Here is a 17,344-nt window from a genome sequence, read left to right on the forward strand (position 1 = left end):
CGGCGTGGCCGGGGCAGCCGGCGGAGGCGTCACGGGCGACGCGGGCGCTGCGGGAGGCGTGGCGGGGCCAGCCGGCGGCTGGTACCCGGGGGAAGCCGGCGGCTGGTATCCGGGCGCAGCGGGCTGCTGGTAACCCGGAGCAGGCTGCTGATAGCCCTGCGGCGGAGCGTATCCCTGCGGGGCGGCGCCGTAGCCGGGGGCCGCACCGGGTGCGACCTGCGCAGACGGCTGCACCGGGATGCCGTCCCATGCGGTGCGGTCGGCGAAGAACGCGTTGCCTCCCCACGGAGACGGCGCGATCTGCGGGTTCCAGCGCGACTTGTCGAACGCGTTGATGCCGAGCCAGATGAGAGACGTGATGCCGGCGGTGATGATACCCAGGGCATACAGCACCACCCAGGCCGGAGTCTTGCCGAGCTTGAGACCGATGCGGTAAGCGGCGAGGGTCATCAGGGCGAAGGATGCCAGGCCGAGAACCTGGCCGATCACCGGGATCCAACCGAGCACGATCGTGGCACCGATCGCGTACAGGAACAACCACGGACTGAGGTCACCCAGCTTGAGGAACACCATGCTGTTGTAGACCGGGATCCACGCGCGCCATTTGCCCTGGACGCCGGCCTTTTCGAAGACCTTCATCATGAAGATCGAACCGATGACGTAGATGGCGACGGCGATGAGGAACCCCACGAGGTACACCACCCCGAGTATCGCGAGGCCTTGGGAATCGTAGGAGGACATGAGACTCTCAATCCTTGAAGACAGGGAGCGAACCTCGCCCCCCGGTTACGAAGCCTGAGCTTCGCGCATTGGCCATGGTAGCGGGGTCATCCGCTCACTGGCAATGACACGCTCACCCGCGCCGTCATGTGTCGGCATGACGCTCAGGACTCGGTCACGAGTTCGATCACACCGGCCTGCTCTGCCAGCCGGAGAGTGATCGACCGCGCATGCGCCCATCCCCGCAGGGATGCGAGGGAACGCACTCGGGGTCGATCCTCGGCCAGCGCTCGCACGAACTCGCCCTTGGCCTTCTTGTTGAAGTGGTTGAGCGCACGCCCTTCAGCTGTCACGACGCGCACGTATGCATACGAGAAGGATGCCGGTACCGGCCCGAGCGCGACATAGGCCTCGCTGCGCAGGTCGAGGACGAACCCTGGCGCGTCTTGAGCCATGGCCTCTGACGTCGCGCGTGACCAGTGTCGACGCAACGGCGCTATCCCGGGAAGCGATGTGCCTGCGGCGAGCCGATACATCGGAATCGCATCGAGCGCGGCGATCGGGCCGAACGGCGCCGAATGGATCCACACGTGCCTGTCCAGCCACCGCCTCGCCGCGGCATCCAACGACGTCGCATCCAGGGCATCGTAGAGAACGCCGGTGTAGCGGTCGACCGCAGCCATGGTCGGCGCGGAACCCAGAGCGGCATTGTGATCGATGTCTCCGAGTTGACCGTCGCTGAGTTTGTGCACGCGTCTCGCGGAAGTCGGATCCGCCGCGAGTTCCACGAGCGCCGCCACGACGGCGGCACGTTCGGGGGCCAGAGCAGGCAGCGCGAGGGATTCGATCGCCAGCGGCGCACCTGAGCCGCCGGGGCGCTTGGTCTCGGAGGGAGGGAGAAGTATCTTCATGGGCTCAAAGTGGCGAATCCGGTGGGTGACGACAGACGAGAACGCGCCCGCCTGTCAACTCGAGGCTGACAGGCGGACGCGTCCGCGATGAAATGGTTCAGGCGATGAGAGCCGCGTTGCCGGCGACGATCGTCAGCTGGCTGCCTTCCATGGAGAGGAAGCCGTCCTGCGCGTTCGCAAGGACCTTGCTGCCATCGGCGCGCGTGATGCGCACCTGACCCTCGGCGAGGATCGCAAGGATCGGCTCGTGACCGCTCATGATGCCGATCTCGCCCTCGACGGTCTTGGCGACGACGAGAGTCGCTTCTCCCGTCCAGACCTCCGCGTCCGCGGAGACGAGGCTGACGTTCAGCGCCATGATCAGCCGTTCTCCTTCTGGAGCTGCGCCCAGCGCTCTTCGACGTCGGAGATGCCACCGACGTTGAAGAAGGCCTGCTCAGCGACGTGATCGAAGTCACCCTTGGCGATCGCATCGAACGACTCGATGGTCTCCTTGAGCGGGACCGTCGAGCCCTCGACACCGGTGAACTTCTTCGCCATGTAGGTGTTCTGCGAGAGGAACTGCTGGATGCGACGTGCACGCGACACGACGATCTTGTCCTCTTCGGAGAGCTCGTCGACACCGAGGATCGCGATGATCTCCTGCAGCTCCTTGTTCTTCTGGAGGATCTGCTTGACCGTCGTCGCGACGCGGTAGTGGTCCTCGCCCAGGTAGCGGGGGTCCATGATGCGCGACGTCGAGGTCAGCGGGTCGATGGCCGGGTAGAGGCCCTTCGATGCGATCTCGCGGCTGAGCTCGGTCGTCGCGTCGAGGTGCGCGAAGGTCGTCGCCGGAGCCGGGTCGGTGTAGTCATCGGCGGGGACGTAGATCGCCTGCAGAGAGGTGATCGAGTGACCGCGCGTCGAGGTGATGCGCTCCTGGAGGAGGCCCATCTCGTCGGCGAGGTTCGGCTGGTAGCCCACGGCGGAGGGCATACGGCCCAGCAGCGTGGAGACCTCGGAACCCGCCTGCGTGAAGCGGAAGATGTTGTCGATGAACAGCAGCACGTCCTGCTTCTGCACGTCACGGAAGTACTCCGCCATCGTCAGAGCCGACAGTGCGACGCGCAGACGCGTTCCCGGCGGCTCGTCCATCTGGCCGAAGACGAGCGCAGTCTTGTCGAAGACGCCCGCCTCTTCCATCTCGGCGATGAGGTCGTTGCCCTCACGGGTGCGCTCACCGACTCCGGCGAACACCGAGACACCACCGTGGTTCTGTGCGACGCGCTGGATCATCTCCTGGATGAGGACGGTCTTGCCGACACCTGCACCACCGAAGAGGCCGATCTTTCCACCGAGCACGTACGGGGTGAGGAGGTCGATCGACTTGATGCCGGTCTCGAACATCTGGGTCTTCGACTCGAGCTGGTCGAAGGGCGGAGCCGAACGGTGGATCGGCCAGCGCTCCGTGATCTCGATCTGCTCGCCAGGCTCGGCGTTGAGCACCTCGCCGATGACGTTGAAGACGCGGCCCTTGGTGACGTCGCCGACGGGAACCGAGATCGGCTCGCCGGTGTCGCGTACTTCCTGGCCGCGGACGATGCCGTCGGTGGGCTTGAGCGCGATCGCGCGGACCAGGTCGTCGCCGAGGTGCTGTGCGACCTCGAGCGTGATCTCAGTCGACTCCTCACCGATGACGATGGTGGTCTTCAGCGCGTTGTAGATGTCAGGAATCGAGTCGTGCGGGAACTCGATATCGACGACCGGGCCCGTGACGCGTGCGACGCGCCCGACGACCGCGGTCCCAGCCTCAGCTGTGGCGGTGGGGGTCATATCTTCGTCTCTTTCTTGATGGTCTATTTGCTCGAGAGGGCGTCGGCGCCGCCGACGATCTCAGCGATCTGCTGCGTGATCTCCGCCTGACGCGCGTTGTTGCGCAGGCGGGTGTAGTCGGTGATGAGCTTGTCGGCATTGTCGCTGGCGGACTTCATCGCCTTCTGCGTCGCGGCCTGCTTGGCGGCCGACGACTGCAGCAGAGCGTTGAAGATGCGGCTCTGCAGATACACCGGCAGGATCGCATCGAGAACGGTCTCGGCATCCGGCTCGAACTCGTAGAGCGGATACACCGCTCCGCTCGGCTCGGCGGCTTCGGTGTTCTCGACGATCTCCAGCGGAAGCAGGCGCACCGTCTCAGGCGACTGCGTCATCATGCTGACGAAGCGGTTGTAGACGAGGTGGAGCTCGTCCACGCCGCCGTCTTCACCGCCGCGGTTGAACGCCTCAAGCAGTGTGGCCGAGATCTCCTCAGCCGTCTTGAACTGCGGAGTGTCCGTGTCGCCTGTCCACTCTGCAGCGGCCTTGATGCCACGGAACTGGAAGTATCCGACGGCCTTGCGACCGACGAGGTAGTACACCGGCTCGCTGCCCTGAGAACGGATCAGCTCGCCCACTTCCATCGCCTCGCGGAGGATCTGCGAGTTGAAGGCACCCGCGAGGCCGCGGTCGGAGGAGAAGACCACGACGGCGGACCGGCGGATCGTCTCCGGCTCACGCGTGAGCGGGTGGTCGACATTGGAGTACGTCGCGACGGCGGAGACAGCCTGCGTGACGGCCCGAGCGAAGGGCGACGACGCGCGCACGCGCGCCATCGCCTTCTGAATGCGCGAAGCCGCGATGAGTTCCATCGCCTTCGTGATCTTCTTGGTCGTCTGAGCAGAAGAGATCTTCTGCTTGTAGACCCTGAGTTGAGCGCCCATGTTTCAGTACCTCACGCGATTAAGCGCGACGACCCTTGACGATCTTCTCCTGGTTGACGTCATCCACATCCTGGGCCGCGTGCTCCTCATGGCCCACGGCGCCGATGGACTGGCCCTTGCCGCCCTGGAACTCGAGCAGGAACGCATCGACCTGCTTCTCCAGTTCGGCCGCGGTGTCGTCATCGAGGACGTTCGTCTCTCGCAGGGTGTCGAGCACCTTGGTGTTGCGTCGCAGGTGGTCGAGAAGCTCGCGCTCGAAGCGCAGCACGTCGGAGACCTCGAGCTTGTCGAGCTTGCCCTTGGTGCCGGCCCAGATCGACACGACCTGGTCTTCGACGGGGTACGGCGAGTACTGCGGCTGCTTGAGCAGCTCGGTCAGACGCGCACCTCGATCGAGCTGACGACGTGAAGTCGCGTCGAGGTCGCTCGCGAACATCGCGAAGGCCTCGAGCGAGCGGTACTGCGCAAGCTCCAGCTTCAGCGTTCCGGACACCTTCTTGATCGACTTGACCTGAGCGTCACCACCCACGCGGGAGACCGAGATACCCACGTCGACCGCCGGACGCTGGTTGGCGTTGAAGAGGTCGGACTGCAGGAAGATCTGGCCGTCGGTGATCGAGATCACGTTGGTCGGGATGTACGCCGAGACATCGTTCGCCTTGGTCTCGATGATCGGGAGGCCCGTCATGGAACCGGCACCGAGCTCGTCGGACAGCTTCGCGCAACGCTCCAGCAGACGGGAGTGCAGGTAGAAGACGTCACCCGGGTATGCCTCGCGGCCCGGCGGACGGCGCAGGAGGAGGGAGACTGCACGGTAGGCCTCTGCCTGCTTCGACAGGTCATCGAAGATGATGAGGACGTGCTTGCCGCTGTACATCCAGTGCTGGCCGATCGCGGAACCCGTGTAGGGCGCGATGTACTTGAAGCCGGCGGGATCGGATGCCGGAGCGGCGACGATCGTGGTGTACTCCATCGCGCCGGCGTCCTCGAGCGCGCCCCTGACGGAGGCGATCGTAGAACCCTTCTGACCGATGGCGACGTAGATGCAGCGAACCTGCTTGTTCACGTCACCGGATGCCCAGTTGTCCTTCTGGTTGATGATCGTGTCGATCGCGATGGCCGTCTTGCCGGTCTGGCGGTCACCGATGATGAGCTGACGCTGGCCGCGACCGACGGGGATCATGGCGTCGATGGCCTTGATACCGGTCTGCATCGGCTCGTGCACGCTCTTGCGCTGCATGACACCCGGTGCCTGCAGCTCGAGCTCGCGACGTCCCTCCGAGGCGATCTCGCCGAGACCGTCGATCGGGTTGCCGAGCGGGTCGACCACGCGTCCGAGATAGCCGTCGCCGACAGCGACCGAGAGGACCTCACCGGTGCGGCGGACTTCCTGACCGGCCTGGATCCCGGCGAAGTCGCCGAGCACCACAGTGCCGATCTCGCTCTCGTCGAGGTTCAACGCGAGGCCCTGCGTGCCGTTGTCGAACGTCAGGAGCTCGTTCGCCATGACGCCCGGCAGCCCCTCGATGTGGGCGATGCCGTCTGCCGCGTCGATGACGGTGCCGACTTCGGTCGCTGCCGCGCCTGTGGGCTCGTACGCAGCGGCGAAGTCCTTCAGCGCGTCACGGATGACGTCGGGGCTGATCGATAGTTCTGCCATTGTCTTCCCTTTGTATTGAGAGAGTCTGCGCGGTTCCCCGCGCGAAGTCGTATTAGCCCGCGAGCTTCTGTCGAAGATCGGCGAGCCGCGCGGAGATGCTGCCGTCGATGATGTCATCGGCGATCTGCACACGCAGTCCGCCCACGACGGTGGGGTCGATCACTTCGTTGATCGAGACCTGGCCGTCATAGCGCGCTGCCAGCGCGTCGCCGAGGCGGGTGCGCTGAGCGGCGGACAGTGGCGTCGCGGTCTGCACCGTGGCCACGATGCGGTCGCCCTGCGCCGAGACGATCTTCATCGCACGGCTCAGCAGCTGACGAACGCGACGTCCGCGTGGCTGCCGGACGAGCGAGGACACGATCAGCGTCGTCGGTGTGCTCGCCGCGCCGCCGATCAGCTTCTCGACGAGCGCGCCCTTCGCATCGTCGTCGCCCAACCGGGTTCCGAGCGCGAGCTCGAGCTCCGGGTTCGCGGCGATGACGCGGAGGAACGAGAACAGCTCGCCTTCGATGTCGACGGTTGGCTCGGCGATGGCTGCGGCGCGGATCGCGAGTTCCTCGATCCCGGAGACGAGGCCGTCCACGTTGGACCACCTCTCCCCGACAGCAGCAGCGAGCACGCGGCGCGTGGTGTCCGACAGCGTGCCGAAGACCGTCGCGACGACCTGCTCACGCAGGCCCGCAGGAGCAGCCGGGTCAGCCAGCGCGCCGCTCAGCTGACCGGATTCGCCCACCAGACGCGCCACGGTGAAGAGCTCACCGGCCGTGTCGAGGGTGACGTCCTTCGCCTGAGCGAGGGCCGCCGTCGAAGCCGCGAGTGCCTGAGTGGTCGCGCTGCCCATTACTTGGCCGCCTTTTCTGACGCCTCGAGGTCTGCGAGGAAGCGATCCACGACAGCGGTCGCACGAGCATCATCCGAGAGAGTCTCGCCGACCACCCCGCCGGCGAGGTCGATCGCGAGCGTGCCGACCTCGGAGCGCAGCGCGACGAGCGTCGTCTGACGCTCCGCCTCGATCTGCGCGTGAGCGGCGGCGGTGACGCGTGCGGCCTCTGCGGTCGCGGCATCCTTCGCCTCGGCGACGATCTTCTTGCCGTCCTCACGGGCAGCCTCACGGATCTCACCGGCCTCGGTACGAGCCTCGGCGAGCTGACGCGTGTACTCCTCGAGAGCCGCCTCCGCCTGCTTCTGCGCTTCGTCGGCCTTGGCGATGTTGCCCTCGATGGCGGCGGAGCGCTCGTCGAGCATCCTCGCCACATTCGGGAGAGCGACCTTCCAGGCCACGATCAGGATGATGACGAAGCAGACCGCTGACCAGACGATGTCGTACATCGCCGGCAGAAGCGGGTTGTGCTCCGCCTCCTCGGCTGCGAGCGTGACAAGAGCGTTCAGCATCCTGTCTCCTTACGTGTGGGTGAGAGGATCAGTAGCCGAAGAGGAACGCGACGCCGATGCCGACGAACGCGAGCGCCTCGGTGAAGGCGATACCGATCCACATGGTGCCCTGAAGCTTGCCGGACAGCTCAGGCTGGCGAGCGATGCCCTCGATCGTCTTGCCGACGACGATGCCCACACCGATGGCCGGGCCGATTGCTGCCAGGCCGTAGCCGACGTTGGCGATCGAGCCGGTGATGTCGATGTTGATGGCTGCAAGAACCGAGTTGGGATCCACAGGTGTTTCCTTTCATTGAGGGGAGCTGGCGCGCCCCGATTAGTGTTCGTCCGCGACTGCGAGCTGGATGTAGACCGCGGTGAGGATGGTGAAGACGTAGGCCTGGAGGAATGCCACCAGGATCTCGAAGGCTGTGAAGGCGAAGCCGAAGGCGAGCGTTCCCGCTCCCAGCACCGACCAGAAGCCGCCCATCGAGAAGATGAAGAACTGGGTCGCTGCGAAGAACAGCACCAGCATGAGGTGGCCGACCATCATGTTCATCAGCAGTCGCAGCGTGAGCGTGACCGGCCGGACGATGAAGGTCGAGATGAACTCCAGCGGCGCGACGATGATGTACAGGAACGGCGGCACTCCGGGCGGGAAGAGCGAGTTGCGGATGAAGTGCCAGACGCCCTTGCGCACGCCGGCGTAGATGAACGCGACATACGAGATCACCGCGAGCATCAGCGGCACGGCGATGATGCTCGTTCCTGCGATGTTCAGGAACGGGATGACACCCGTGATGTTCATGAACAGCACCATGAAGAAGATCGTGGTGAGCAGCGGGAGGAAGCGGTCGCCGTCCTTCTTGCCGATCATGTCGTGCGCGATGTTGACGCGGACGAGGTCGAAGAGCATCTCGATGACGCCCTGGCCGCGGCCGGGGACCAGCTTGAGCTTGCGCGTGCCGAGCCAGAGGATGAGCACCACGACGATTGTCGCCAGGAACTGCACCAGGTGGATGCGGTGCACCGAGAGCGGGCCGATCGAGAAGAGGATCTCCGGGAAGAACTCTGCGATCGACGGTGGGTGGAATTCATCCGTTGCGAGACGGACGAGGAGGCTCGCGGCGTGAGTCAACGTTGCTCCAGCTTCGGGGCATCGACCTGGATCGACGCGACGATTTGGGTGGGGAGTTCTAGCTGAGTCGGAGCATCTCGCACGACGCGAAAGCTCGCCCAGCGAACCCGGAATCAGACTATCAAGATTTTCCCAGCGTCACGAATCCTCGCGATCCTCCGGATTGGTTTCCGGCAGCGAGACCTCCGAGGCATACGGCATGCGCATCCTCGTGAACACGACGGCGTCGATCACCAGGCTCACCACGATTCCCGCCACAAGGGCGAGGAAGATGATCAGCGGGACGACCCAGTCCTGTCCGCGCAGGATCACGATCGCGACGACGAAGACGACCAGCTTGAGCAGCCAGCTGCCCATCACGATTGCGAAGAAGACCGTCGCGAACATCTCCCGGCCGTACCAGCGGTTCGCGATCAGCACGCTCAGCGGAGTCAGCGCCAGGAAGACGATCGCGAGAGCGACGCCGGCCAACCCGCTCCACAGCCCGTCGGTGCCGGCGACGAGGAAGCCGATGCCCCCGCCGAGGATGACGAGCACGATGGCGGCGATGCCCGTCCAGATCAGCACCTGCCGCAGCATCGAGGTGATCGCGGGCGTCGGACGTTTCGGTGTGTCGCTCATCGGTTCTCCGGAGAAGGTGTCGGCACGGTGGCTGAAGGATCAGTGGCTGAAGGATCGGTGGGTGGCAGATCGGTCGGCACGCTCGGAGCGCGACGCGTGGGAAGCAGGGTGACGAGGAGGCAGGCTGCGACCCCCACCACGCCGAAGGCGACACCGGGAAGGTACTGACCGGGCCAGTCCTCACGCGATCCGATGTACATCAGCAGCACGGCGAGAGAGATCACGGCCGTCCATGCGTAGAAGATCAGCACGGCGTCGCGGTCGCGATGACCCAGATCGAGCATCCGATGGTGCAGGTGCTTGCGATCCGGCGAGAAGGGCGACCTGCCTGCCCTCATCCGCCGGAACACGGCGAGACCGAAATCGAGCAGCGGCAGCATGACGACCACGAGCGGCAGCAGGATCGGGATGAAGGCTCCGAGCAGCTGCGAGCGGCCGAACTCCTCCGGATCCATCGCACTCGAGGACATCTGGCCGGTGAGCGCGATCGCGGATGTCGCCATCAGCAGGCCGATCACCAGGGCTCCCGAGTCGCCCATGAACAGCTTCGCCGGGCTCCAGTTCAACGGCAGGAATCCGATGCAGGCGCCGATCACGACGGCGGCGAGGAACGATGCCAGGTTGAAGTAGCTGCTGGTGCCCGTGTCACGCGTCAGGATGTACGAATAGGCGAAGAACACGCCGTTGGCGATCAGGCAGACGCCCGCGACGAGTCCGTCGAGTCCGTCGATGAAGTTGACCGCGTTCATCACGACGACGATCGCGAACATCGTCACGGCGATGCTCAGCCAGCTCGAGACGATGACCATCTCCCCGAGTGGCAGCGAGAGGATCTGCAGACCTCCGAACACCGTGATGATCCCGGCGGCGAGGAACTGCACGCCGAGTTTGATGAACCAGTCGAGATCCCACAGGTCATCGATCACGCCGATGACGGCGATGAGCAGTGCGGCGCCGAGCACGGCCCACATCGTCTGCGGCGGCACCCACATGATGCTGAAGAACGGATTCGCCGCGGATACGCCGATGGCCGCGGCGATGCCGAGGAACATCGCCACTCCCCCGAGCCGCGGCGTCGGCGTCGTGTGCACGTCGCGTTCTCGGATGCCGGGATACAGCTTGAAGCGCAAGCTGAGCTGCCAGACCACCCATGACATCACGAGCGTGACGGTCGCTGTGAGGATGATCGTGAAGAGGTATTGCTTCACGCCGCGCCGTCCGGCGCATCGAGCAGCTCGCCGATGACGCCGCGAAGCTGCTTCATCGTCACGGCGCCCTCACGAAGGAGCCGGATTCTCGGGTCCCCCGCGTCGTCGCCACGACGAACGAGCGAAGTGGCGTCGATGATCGTTGAGGCCACGCCCGTCGCGCTCATGCCGCCGTCGAGATACACGGCGACGCTGTCGCCCAGCATCCGCTCCGCGTCTTCGGCGGAGATGGCAGCGGCCTCGCCGGTGAGGTTCGCGCTCGACACCGCGAGAGGACCGGTCTCCTCGAGCAGCTCGAGCGCCACTCGCTGGTCGGGCATGCGCACCGCGACGGTTCCCAGCGTGTCGCCGAGATCCCACGCGAGCGAAGGCTGCGCGGGCAGGACAATGGTCAGCCCGCCGGGCCAGAACTCGTCGACGAGGTTCTGCACCGGCTCCGGGATCTCCTCCACGAGGGCTGCAAGCGCTGCCTGACCCGCCACGAGCACGGGCGGCGGCTGATTGCGGCCACGACCCTTCGCAGCCAGCAGCCGCTGAACGGCAGAGGGCGTGAACGCGTCGGCGGCGACGCCGTAGACCGTGTCTGTGGGCATGACGATGAGCTCGCCACGGGCGATCGCCTGACGAGCGTGGCGCATTCCGGCGAGCAGCTGTGCCTCATCGCGGCAATCGAAGACAGAGGACATGACCCCACCATTCTAGGTGCACGAGCACGGCCGAGCCTGCGGAGTGCTCAAGGGCGCAGAGCCGTCGTCGCCCTGTCGCGGTGCGTCAGATCGGGATGGGTCCTCGACGCCCGCCACCCGTCGGCGGAGAGAATACTGCGGATGGCATGGCCTTGAAGCTCGCCATGCTCGATGACCAGCAGACCGCCCGGCCGGAGAAGCGCCAGCGCCCTCCGGCTCAGCACCCGCACGATGTCGAGGCCGTCCGGCCCGCCGTACAGGGCCATCGCGGGGTCGAACATCCGCACTTCCGGGTCCCGAGGGATCGCATCATCCGGCACGTACGGCGGATTCGAGATCACGACGGATGCCGTGCCGTCGAGCTCTTCGAGCGAGTCGGCCAGGTCTCCCTGCACGAGAGTGAGGTTCTCGGCGTCCGCGGTGTTGCGGGCGGCCCACGCATGCGCGTCGGGCGAGAGCTCGACGGCGAAGACACGGGAGTGCGGCACTTCGGTCGCCATGGCCATGGCGATCGCGCCGCTCCCCGTGCACAGATCCACACCGATCGGCGCCGGGTCCGCGGCGTTGGACAGCGCGTCGATCGCGAACTGGGCGACGATCTCCGTCTCGGGCCGCGGCACGAATACACCGGGACCGACCGCGAGCTCGAGGTGGCGGAACGGCGCAACGCCGGTCAGGTGCTGCAGGGGCTCGCGCGCCGCACGGCGCGTGACCAGGGCCTCGAAGGCGGCGACCTCCTGCTCGCCGACGGTGTCACCGCGAACGATCGCAGCCTGCACCGCGCCCCGGCGCAGCCCCCGGATGTGACCGGCCAGCAGCTCGGCATCGACGAGCGGGTCTGGCACGCCGGCCATGGCAAGACGCTCGGCGGCGGAGCGGACGACAGCTGCGAGGGTCATTTCGGCCATCCTCTCAGCGTACGGTGCGGTCTGTGCCGTCACCTGACACAAATGCGCCCGGGATGCACCTCCTCGAATAGGCTTGCGATGCACCGTTCCACGAACGAAAGGCCCGCACATGTCCGGCATCCATTCCGACATCACGACCGCTTTCGGCAACACGCCGCTGGTTCGGCTGAACCGCGTCACCGAGGGCGTCGGGGCCACTGTTCTGGCGAAGCTCGAGTACTACAACCCGGCGTCCAGCGTGAAGGACCGCATCGGCATCGCGATGATCAACGCCGCGGAGGCGTCGGGTGAGCTGAAGCCCGGCGGGACGATCGTCGAGTCGACCAGCGGCAACACCGGCATCGCCCTCGCGATGGTCGGCGCAGCACGCGGTTACAAGGTCATCCTGACGATGCCGGCGTCGATGTCGAAGGAGCGCCGAGTGCTGCTCAAGGCGTTCGGCGCCGAGATCGTGCTCTCCGACCCGACCAAGGGCATGAGCGGCGCGATCGAGGAGACGAAGAAGATCGTCGCCGACACACCCGGAGCCGTCTGGATCAAGCAGTTCGAGAACGCGGCGAACCCGCAGATCCACCGCGAGACCACAGCGCAGGAGATCCTCCGCGACACCGACGGCGACATCGACATCTTCATCGCCGGCGTCGGCACCGGCGGCACCGTCACCGGCACCGGTCAGGCGCTCAAGGCGGCCAAGCCCGATGTGAAGGTGATCGCCGTGGAGCCCAAGGACTCCCCCGTGCTCACCGAGGGCCACCCCGGGCCGCACAAGATCCAGGGCATCGGCCCGAACTTCGTTCCAGATGTGCTCGACCGCGATGTGCTCGACGAGGTCATCGCCGTGGACTTCGACGAGTCGCTGCGCCTCGCTCGCGATCTCGCCGCCAAGGAGGGCCTTCTCGTCGGGATGTCCTCAGGCGCCGCGCTCTCCGCCGCGTTGCAGGTCGCCGCACGGCCGGAGAACGCCGGCAAGACCATCGTCGTCGTCATGCCGGACACCGGGGAGCGCTACATCTCGACCGCGCTGTTCGAGGATCTGCGCGAGAGCTGACGCATACATGGGCATGATCGGGCGAATGCGCGAGGACGTCTCGGCCGCGCGCCTTCGCGACCCTGCCGCACGCAGCGGCCTTGAACTGGTACTGCTCTACCCGGGGCTGCATGCGATCTGGTGGCATCGGGTCTGGCATGGACTCTGGCGCCGAGACGCTCGTCTGCTCGCCCGTGCGGGTTCGCAGATCTCACGCTGGCTCACCGGGATCGAGATCCACCCCGGCGCGAAGATCGGTCGACGCTTCTTCATCGATCACGGCATGGGCGTCGTGATCGGCGAGACGGCCGAACTCGGAGACGACGTCATGCTCTACCACGGCGTCACGCTCGGCGGCCGCACGCGAGACGCGACGGGCAAGCGTCATCCGACGCTCGCGAACGGCGTCGTCGTCGGTGCAGGGGCGAAGATCCTGGGGCCCATCACGGTCGGAACCAACACCGTCGTCGGAGCCAACGCCGTCGTCACGAAGGATGCCCCGAGCGACAGCATCCTCGTCGGCGTCCCCGCCAAGGCCCGCCGTCGCAGCGATCACGACGACTTCTCAGACCTGCGCGTCGTATCCGACTACTCGATCTGAGAGTCCCCCCGCCCCGTCAGCGCTTGCGACGCTCCTTCACCTCGCGCTTGAGGAAGATCAGCGGCAGCAGCACGGTGCCGATCGCCGAGATCAGCCAGACGATCACCGCGCCGAGCAGCCAGCCTGTGACATCGACGATGCGCAGACCGCCGATCGGCAGCAGCACGACGACGATCAGCGCGACGAGGGTCGAGAAGATGCCGATACCGCCCATCAGCACGGGTGCATAGCGATCGGCGAGCTTGGCGATCCATGGGCTCAGGATGCTCTGCAGGATCGCGAAGATGACGATGCAGATGACGAAGCCCCACCACTTGTCCCATTGGATCTGGAACCCGGGCAGGACGAGGTCGGCGACGATGAGCCCGATTCCCGCCGAGACGAGATAGATGAGCGTGCGGAACAGGAGCGTGATCACGCCCCGATCCTAGCGCTCGGGTCCCGCGGTCAGGAGTCCTGGCCCACCGCGGCGAGGCGCGCCTCTTCGTCTGCGGTGATCGCGCTCTCGATGATCGGATCGAGCGCGCCGTCCATCACCTGATCGAGGTTGTACGCCTTGAATCCTGTGCGGTGGTCTGCGATCCGGTTCTCGGGGAAGTTGTAGGTGCGGATGCGCTCTGAGCGGTCCATGCCGCGGATCTGCGACTTTCGGGCGTCGGATGCCGCGGCATCCAGCTCTTCCTGTCGCCGTGCGAGGATGCGCGCACGCAGCACGCGCATGCCTGCCTCGCGGTTCTGCAGCTGCGACTTCTCGTTCTGCATGGCGACCACGATGCCGGTGGGAAGGTGCGTGATGCGCACGGCCGAGTCGGTGGTGTTGACCGACTGCCCGCCGGGACCGGACGAGCGATACACGTCGATCTTGAGATCATTCTGACTGATCTCGACCTCGTCCGGCTCGTCGACCTCGGGGAAGACCAGCACGCCAGTGGTGGAGGTGTGGATGCGGCCCTGCGACTCGGTCGCCGGCACCCGCTGCACGCGGTGCACGCCGCCCTCGTACTTCAGGTGCGCCCAGACGCCCTGTGCGGGGTCCGCCGAGGAGCCCTTGATCGCGATCTGGACGTCCTTGTAGCCGCCGAGGTCGGACTCGTTGCGCTCGAGCAGCTCGGTCTTCCACCCCTTGTGCGCGGCGTACTGGATGTACATCCGCAGAAGGTCGGCGGCGAACAGCGCCGATTCGGCGCCGCCCTCCCCCGCCTTGATCTCCATGATCACGTCACGGGCGTCGTCAGGGTCACGCGGGATGAGCAGTCGTCGCAGCTTCTCCTGAGCCAGTGCCAGCCCCTCTTCCAGACCCGGCACCTCCTCGGCGAACGCGTCGTCCTCCTTGGCCAGCTCGCGCGCCGCGTCAAGGTCTTCGGATGCCTCGACCCAGAGATCGTAGGCTGCGACGATACGGCTGAGTTCGGCGTAGCGACGGTTGACGCGTTTCGCCCGTCCGGCGTCGGCGTGCACCGCCGGGTCGGAGAGCTCCTCCTGCACCCGGCGGTGTTCGTCGATGAGGCTCTGGACGGATTCGAACACGCCTATGCTCCGATCAGCGTCGGATCAGCGGATGTTGTTCTCGTGGCTGTGGCTGGAGCCGCCGGCTGCGGGTGCAGGCATCGACTTCTGCATCTGCACGAGGAACTCCACGTTCGAGTTCGTCTCCTTCAGCTTGCCGAGGACGACCTCGAGGGCCTGCTGCTGATCGAGACCGGCGAGTGCGCGGCGCAGCTTCCACGTGATCTTGACCTCGTCGGCGGACAGGAGCATCTCCTCGCGACGGGTGCTCGACGCATTGATGTCGACGGCCGGGAAGATGCGCTTGTCGGCGAGCTGACGCGACAGGCGCAGCTCGCTGTTGCCGGTGCCCTTGAACTCCTCGAAGATGACCTCGTCCATCTTGGACCCGGTCTCGACGAGCGCGGTGGCGAGGATCGTGAGCGATCCGCCGTTCTCGATGTTGCGCGCAGCACCGAAGAAGCGCTTGGGCGGGTACAGCGCTGCGGCATCCACACCACCGGTGAGCACGCGACCCGAGGTGGGGGTGGCGATGTTGTAGGCACGGCCGAGGCGCGTGATCGAGTCGAGCAGCACGACGACGTCGCGCCCCAGCTCGACCAGGCGCTTGGCACGCTCGATGGCGAGCTCGGCGACCGTGGTGTGGTCTTCGGCCGGACGGTCGAAGGTCGAGGCGATGACCTCGCCCTTCACCGTGCGCTCCATGTCGGTGACCTCTTCGGGGCGCTCGTCGACCAGGACGACCATGAGGTGGACCTCGGGGTTGTTCTGGGCGATGGCGTTGGCGATCTGCTGAAGCACGATCGTCTTGCCGGCCTTGGGCGGCGCGACGATCAGGCCGCGCTGACCCTTGCCGATCGGGGCGACCAGATCGATGATGCGCTGCGTCAGCTTCTCAGGAGCCGTCTCCAGGCGCAGGCGCTCCTGCGGGTACAGAGGCGTGAGCTTGCCGAACTCGACGCGCGTGGCTGCGTCTTCGACGGACAGGCCGTTCACCGAGTCGACCTTCACCAGGGCGTTGTACTTCTGGCGTCCCTGCTGCTCGTTCTCGCGCGGCTGCTTGATCGCGCCGACGATCGCGTCGCCCTTGCGCAGGTTGTACTTCTTGACCTGGCCGAGCGAGACGTAGACGTCGCTGGCGCCGGCGAGGTAGCCGGTGGTGCGCACGAACGCGTAGTTGTCGAGCACGTCGAGGATGCCGGCGATCGGGATGAGCACGTCGTCCTCGCCGATCTCGGTCTCGAACTCGTCCGACGTCGTGCCGCTGCGGCGCTTGTTGCGCTGGCGGCCACGGCCGTTGCCGTTCTCATCGTCGGAGGAGGGGCCGTTCTGCTGCTGCTGCTGCGGGGCGTCCTGACCACCGTTGCGGCCACGGTTGCGGCTGCGGTTGCGGCTGCGACCACGGCCGGATCCCTCTTCACCGTCGCTGGAATCGGCGCCGTTGCTGTCGCCGGCGTCGGTCTTCGCTGCGGACTGGCGGTTCTGCGACTGGTTGCCCTCGGACTGCTTGTTGTCGGCCTGGGCGCCGCCGGCGCTGCGGCCTGTGGACTTCTCGTCCTGCGCGGCGTCGGCCGACTTGTCCTTCGAGGATTCGTCGGTGGATGGCTCGGCGGCGGTCGTCGCCTCGGCGGACGGCTCTGCCTTCTTGGTGCGACGGCCTCGACCGGTCGTCTTCGGTGCAGCCTCTGCAGGTGTGTCGCCGGATGCTGAGCCGTCAGCGGCGGAATCGGCCTGCGGTGCAGTCGAGGGTGCTGCGTCCGGTGCGTCCGACGTCGGAGCGTCGGCAACCGGTGCGTCGGTCGGCGCCTCGGCGGCATCCGCCTTCTTGGCGCGGCTGCGTCGCGGGGCCTTCGCCTTGGGTGCGGCAGCGTCTGCGGCCGGCGCAGCGTCAGCGGCCGGTGCGGCGTCAGCGGCCGGTGCGACATTGGCGGCTTCGGCCTGCTCGGCCTGCTCGGCCTTCGCTGCGGCCGTCGCGGTGTTCGCCCGGCGCGGCGCGCGCTTGCGTGCCGGCGCCTTCTCGGGTGCAGCGACCTCGGTCACTGCGGATGCGGCATCTGCACTTGCAGCGGCGGGCGCCTCAACAGCGGTCGATGCCTGGTCGTTCTGGGTCTCGGAGAAATTCTCCACGAGTACTCCCTCATATGTAGTGGGAAATGAGCATGTCTCGCGCACAACGGGTGCTGCGCGCGATCGCACGGGCAGATGCTCGGCACCTGCCGGCCAGGACCAGGAAAGAGGTTCTGGCGGTTGCG

Annotated in this window: 19 protein-coding genes; 2 read left to right on the forward strand and 17 right to left on the reverse strand. The window is 66.3% G+C overall.

The features are described 5' to 3' along the window. From IEV67_RS18945 to prmC, 14 genes are all read right to left on the reverse strand, one after another. Positions 1-741, reverse strand: a 741-nt coding sequence (locus IEV67_RS18945; protein ID WP_229702849.1) for a hypothetical protein, incomplete at its 3' end; no start/stop codon positions are given. Between the two features lie 143 nt (positions 742-884). After that, positions 885-1,631, reverse strand: a complete 747-nt coding sequence (locus IEV67_RS06470) for a YaaA family protein (protein WP_188435788.1) — start codon at positions 1,629-1,631, stop codon at positions 885-887. Between the two features lie 97 nt (positions 1,632-1,728). Further along, positions 1,729-1,989: a F0F1 ATP synthase subunit epsilon gene (locus IEV67_RS06475; protein ID WP_188435789.1), complete on the reverse strand. Its 261-nt coding sequence runs from the start codon at positions 1,987-1,989 to the stop codon at positions 1,729-1,731. Positions 1,990-1,991: 2 nt separating this feature from the next. Next, entirely contained in the window at positions 1,992-3,443 is a 1,452-nt protein-coding gene (atpD, locus tag IEV67_RS06480; RefSeq protein WP_188435790.1) for a F0F1 ATP synthase subunit beta, read from the reverse strand. A gap of 23 nt (positions 3,444-3,466) precedes the next feature. After that, positions 3,467-4,366 carry a F0F1 ATP synthase subunit gamma gene (locus IEV67_RS06485; RefSeq protein WP_033104654.1) on the reverse strand — a complete coding sequence of 300 codons (900 nt, stop codon included), beginning with the start codon at positions 4,364-4,366 and terminating at the stop codon, positions 3,467-3,469. 19 nt (positions 4,367-4,385) lie between these two features. After that, complete coding sequence (gene atpA / locus IEV67_RS06490) at positions 4,386-6,026, reverse strand: F0F1 ATP synthase subunit alpha (RefSeq protein ID WP_188435791.1); 1,641 nt, start codon at positions 6,024-6,026, stop codon at positions 4,386-4,388. Between the two features lie 52 nt (positions 6,027-6,078). Next, on the reverse strand, positions 6,079-6,867 hold the full coding sequence (locus IEV67_RS06495) for a F0F1 ATP synthase subunit delta (protein ID WP_188435792.1): 789 nt from the start codon (positions 6,865-6,867) through the stop codon (positions 6,079-6,081). Next, the gene (locus tag IEV67_RS06500) at positions 6,867-7,418 is read right to left on the reverse strand and encodes a F0F1 ATP synthase subunit B (protein ID WP_188435793.1); all 552 of its coding nucleotides are present in this window, start codon (positions 7,416-7,418) and stop codon (positions 6,867-6,869) included. Before IEV67_RS06500 ends, IEV67_RS06495 begins: the two co-directional genes overlap by 1 nt. 28 nt (positions 7,419-7,446) lie before the next feature. After that, positions 7,447-7,695 (reverse strand): F0F1 ATP synthase subunit C, encoded by a 249-nt coding sequence (gene atpE / locus IEV67_RS06505; RefSeq protein WP_033104658.1) that lies wholly within the window; start codon positions 7,693-7,695, stop codon positions 7,447-7,449. Positions 7,696-7,734: 39 nt separating this feature from the next. Then, positions 7,735-8,535, reverse strand: a complete 801-nt coding sequence (gene atpB, locus IEV67_RS06510) for a F0F1 ATP synthase subunit A (RefSeq protein ID WP_188435794.1) — start codon at positions 8,533-8,535, stop codon at positions 7,735-7,737. 138 nt (positions 8,536-8,673) lie between these two features. After that, positions 8,674-9,156 (reverse strand): Cg1360 family ATP-synthase-associated protein, encoded by a 483-nt coding sequence (locus IEV67_RS06515; protein WP_188435795.1) that lies wholly within the window; start codon positions 9,154-9,156, stop codon positions 8,674-8,676. Further along, on the reverse strand, positions 9,153-10,364 hold the full coding sequence (locus IEV67_RS06520; RefSeq protein WP_188435796.1) for an MraY family glycosyltransferase: 1,212 nt from the start codon (positions 10,362-10,364) through the stop codon (positions 9,153-9,155). Before IEV67_RS06520 ends, IEV67_RS06515 begins: the two co-directional genes overlap by 4 nt. After that, a complete protein-coding gene (locus IEV67_RS06525; protein ID WP_188435797.1) occupies positions 10,361-11,050 on the reverse strand; it encodes an L-threonylcarbamoyladenylate synthase in 690 nt (229 codons plus the stop codon). The genes IEV67_RS06520 and IEV67_RS06525 overlap by 4 nt, the downstream gene beginning before the upstream one ends. 47 nt (positions 11,051-11,097) lie before the next feature. After that, a complete protein-coding gene (prmC, locus tag IEV67_RS06530; RefSeq protein ID WP_188435798.1) occupies positions 11,098-11,958 on the reverse strand; it encodes a peptide chain release factor N(5)-glutamine methyltransferase in 861 nt (286 codons plus the stop codon). Between the two features lie 109 nt (positions 11,959-12,067). Here prmC and cysK point away from each other — a divergent pair, with 109 nt between their 5' ends. Both cysK and epsC read left to right on the forward strand, forming a co-directional pair. Next, positions 12,068-13,006: a cysteine synthase A gene (cysK, locus tag IEV67_RS06535; RefSeq protein ID WP_188435799.1), complete on the forward strand. Its 939-nt coding sequence runs from the start codon at positions 12,068-12,070 to the stop codon at positions 13,004-13,006. A gap of 7 nt (positions 13,007-13,013) precedes the next feature. Next, on the forward strand, positions 13,014-13,586 hold the full coding sequence (gene epsC / locus IEV67_RS06540) for a serine O-acetyltransferase EpsC (RefSeq protein ID WP_188435800.1): 573 nt from the start codon (positions 13,014-13,016) through the stop codon (positions 13,584-13,586). Between the two features lie 16 nt (positions 13,587-13,602). On the opposite strand, the gene IEV67_RS06545 is transcribed toward epsC, so the two are convergent. The 3 genes from IEV67_RS06545 to rho are packed head-to-tail and all read right to left on the reverse strand — an operon-like array spanning position 13,603 to position 17,219. Then, entirely contained in the window at positions 13,603-14,004 is a 402-nt protein-coding gene (locus IEV67_RS06545) for a phage holin family protein (protein ID WP_188435801.1), read from the reverse strand. A gap of 29 nt (positions 14,005-14,033) precedes the next feature. Next, positions 14,034-15,113 carry a peptide chain release factor 1 gene (gene prfA, locus IEV67_RS06550; RefSeq protein WP_188435802.1) on the reverse strand — a complete coding sequence of 360 codons (1,080 nt, stop codon included), beginning with the start codon at positions 15,111-15,113 and terminating at the stop codon, positions 14,034-14,036. Positions 15,114-15,137: 24 nt separating this feature from the next. After that, the gene (rho, locus tag IEV67_RS06555; RefSeq protein WP_188435803.1) at positions 15,138-17,219 is read right to left on the reverse strand and encodes a transcription termination factor Rho; all 2,082 of its coding nucleotides are present in this window, start codon (positions 17,217-17,219) and stop codon (positions 15,138-15,140) included. Between the last annotated feature and the right edge of the window lie 125 nt (positions 17,220-17,344).

It is taken from the genome of Microbacterium murale, from assembly GCF_014635185.1.
GTDB lineage: Bacteria > Actinomycetota > Actinomycetes > Actinomycetales > Microbacteriaceae > Microbacterium > Microbacterium murale.

What these genes read in the sequence shown, in the direction of transcription:
- IEV67_RS06470 (WP_188435788.1), bottom strand. Translation starts at nt 1,631, where the DNA reads ATGAAGATACTTCTCCCTCCCTCCGAGACCAAGCGCCCCGGCGGCTCA.
- IEV67_RS06475 (WP_188435789.1), bottom strand. Translation starts at nt 1,989, where the DNA reads ATGGCGCTGAACGTCAGCCTCGTCTCCGCGGACGCGGAGGTCTGGACG.
- atpD (WP_188435790.1), bottom strand. Translation starts at nt 3,443, where the DNA reads ATGACCCCCACCGCCACAGCTGAGGCTGGGACCGCGGTCGTCGGGCGC.
- IEV67_RS06485 (WP_033104654.1), bottom strand. Translation starts at nt 4,366, where the DNA reads ATGGGCGCTCAACTCAGGGTCTACAAGCAGAAGATCTCTTCTGCTCAG.
- atpA (WP_188435791.1), bottom strand. Translation starts at nt 6,026, where the DNA reads ATGGCAGAACTATCGATCAGCCCCGACGTCATCCGTGACGCGCTGAAG.
- IEV67_RS06495 (WP_188435792.1), bottom strand. Translation starts at nt 6,867, where the DNA reads ATGGGCAGCGCGACCACTCAGGCACTCGCGGCTTCGACGGCGGCCCTC.
- IEV67_RS06500 (WP_188435793.1), bottom strand. Translation starts at nt 7,418, where the DNA reads ATGCTGAACGCTCTTGTCACGCTCGCAGCCGAGGAGGCGGAGCACAAC.
- IEV67_RS06515 (WP_188435795.1), bottom strand. Translation starts at nt 9,156, where the DNA reads ATGAGCGACACACCGAAACGTCCGACGCCCGCGATCACCTCGATGCTG.
- IEV67_RS06525 (WP_188435797.1), bottom strand. Translation starts at nt 11,050, where the DNA reads ATGTCCTCTGTCTTCGATTGCCGCGATGAGGCACAGCTGCTCGCCGGA.
- prmC (WP_188435798.1), bottom strand. Translation starts at nt 11,958, where the DNA reads ATGGCCGAAATGACCCTCGCAGCTGTCGTCCGCTCCGCCGCCGAGCGT.
- cysK (WP_188435799.1), top strand. Translation starts at nt 12,068, where the DNA reads ATGTCCGGCATCCATTCCGACATCACGACCGCTTTCGGCAACACGCCG.
- epsC (WP_188435800.1), top strand. Translation starts at nt 13,014, where the DNA reads ATGGGCATGATCGGGCGAATGCGCGAGGACGTCTCGGCCGCGCGCCTT.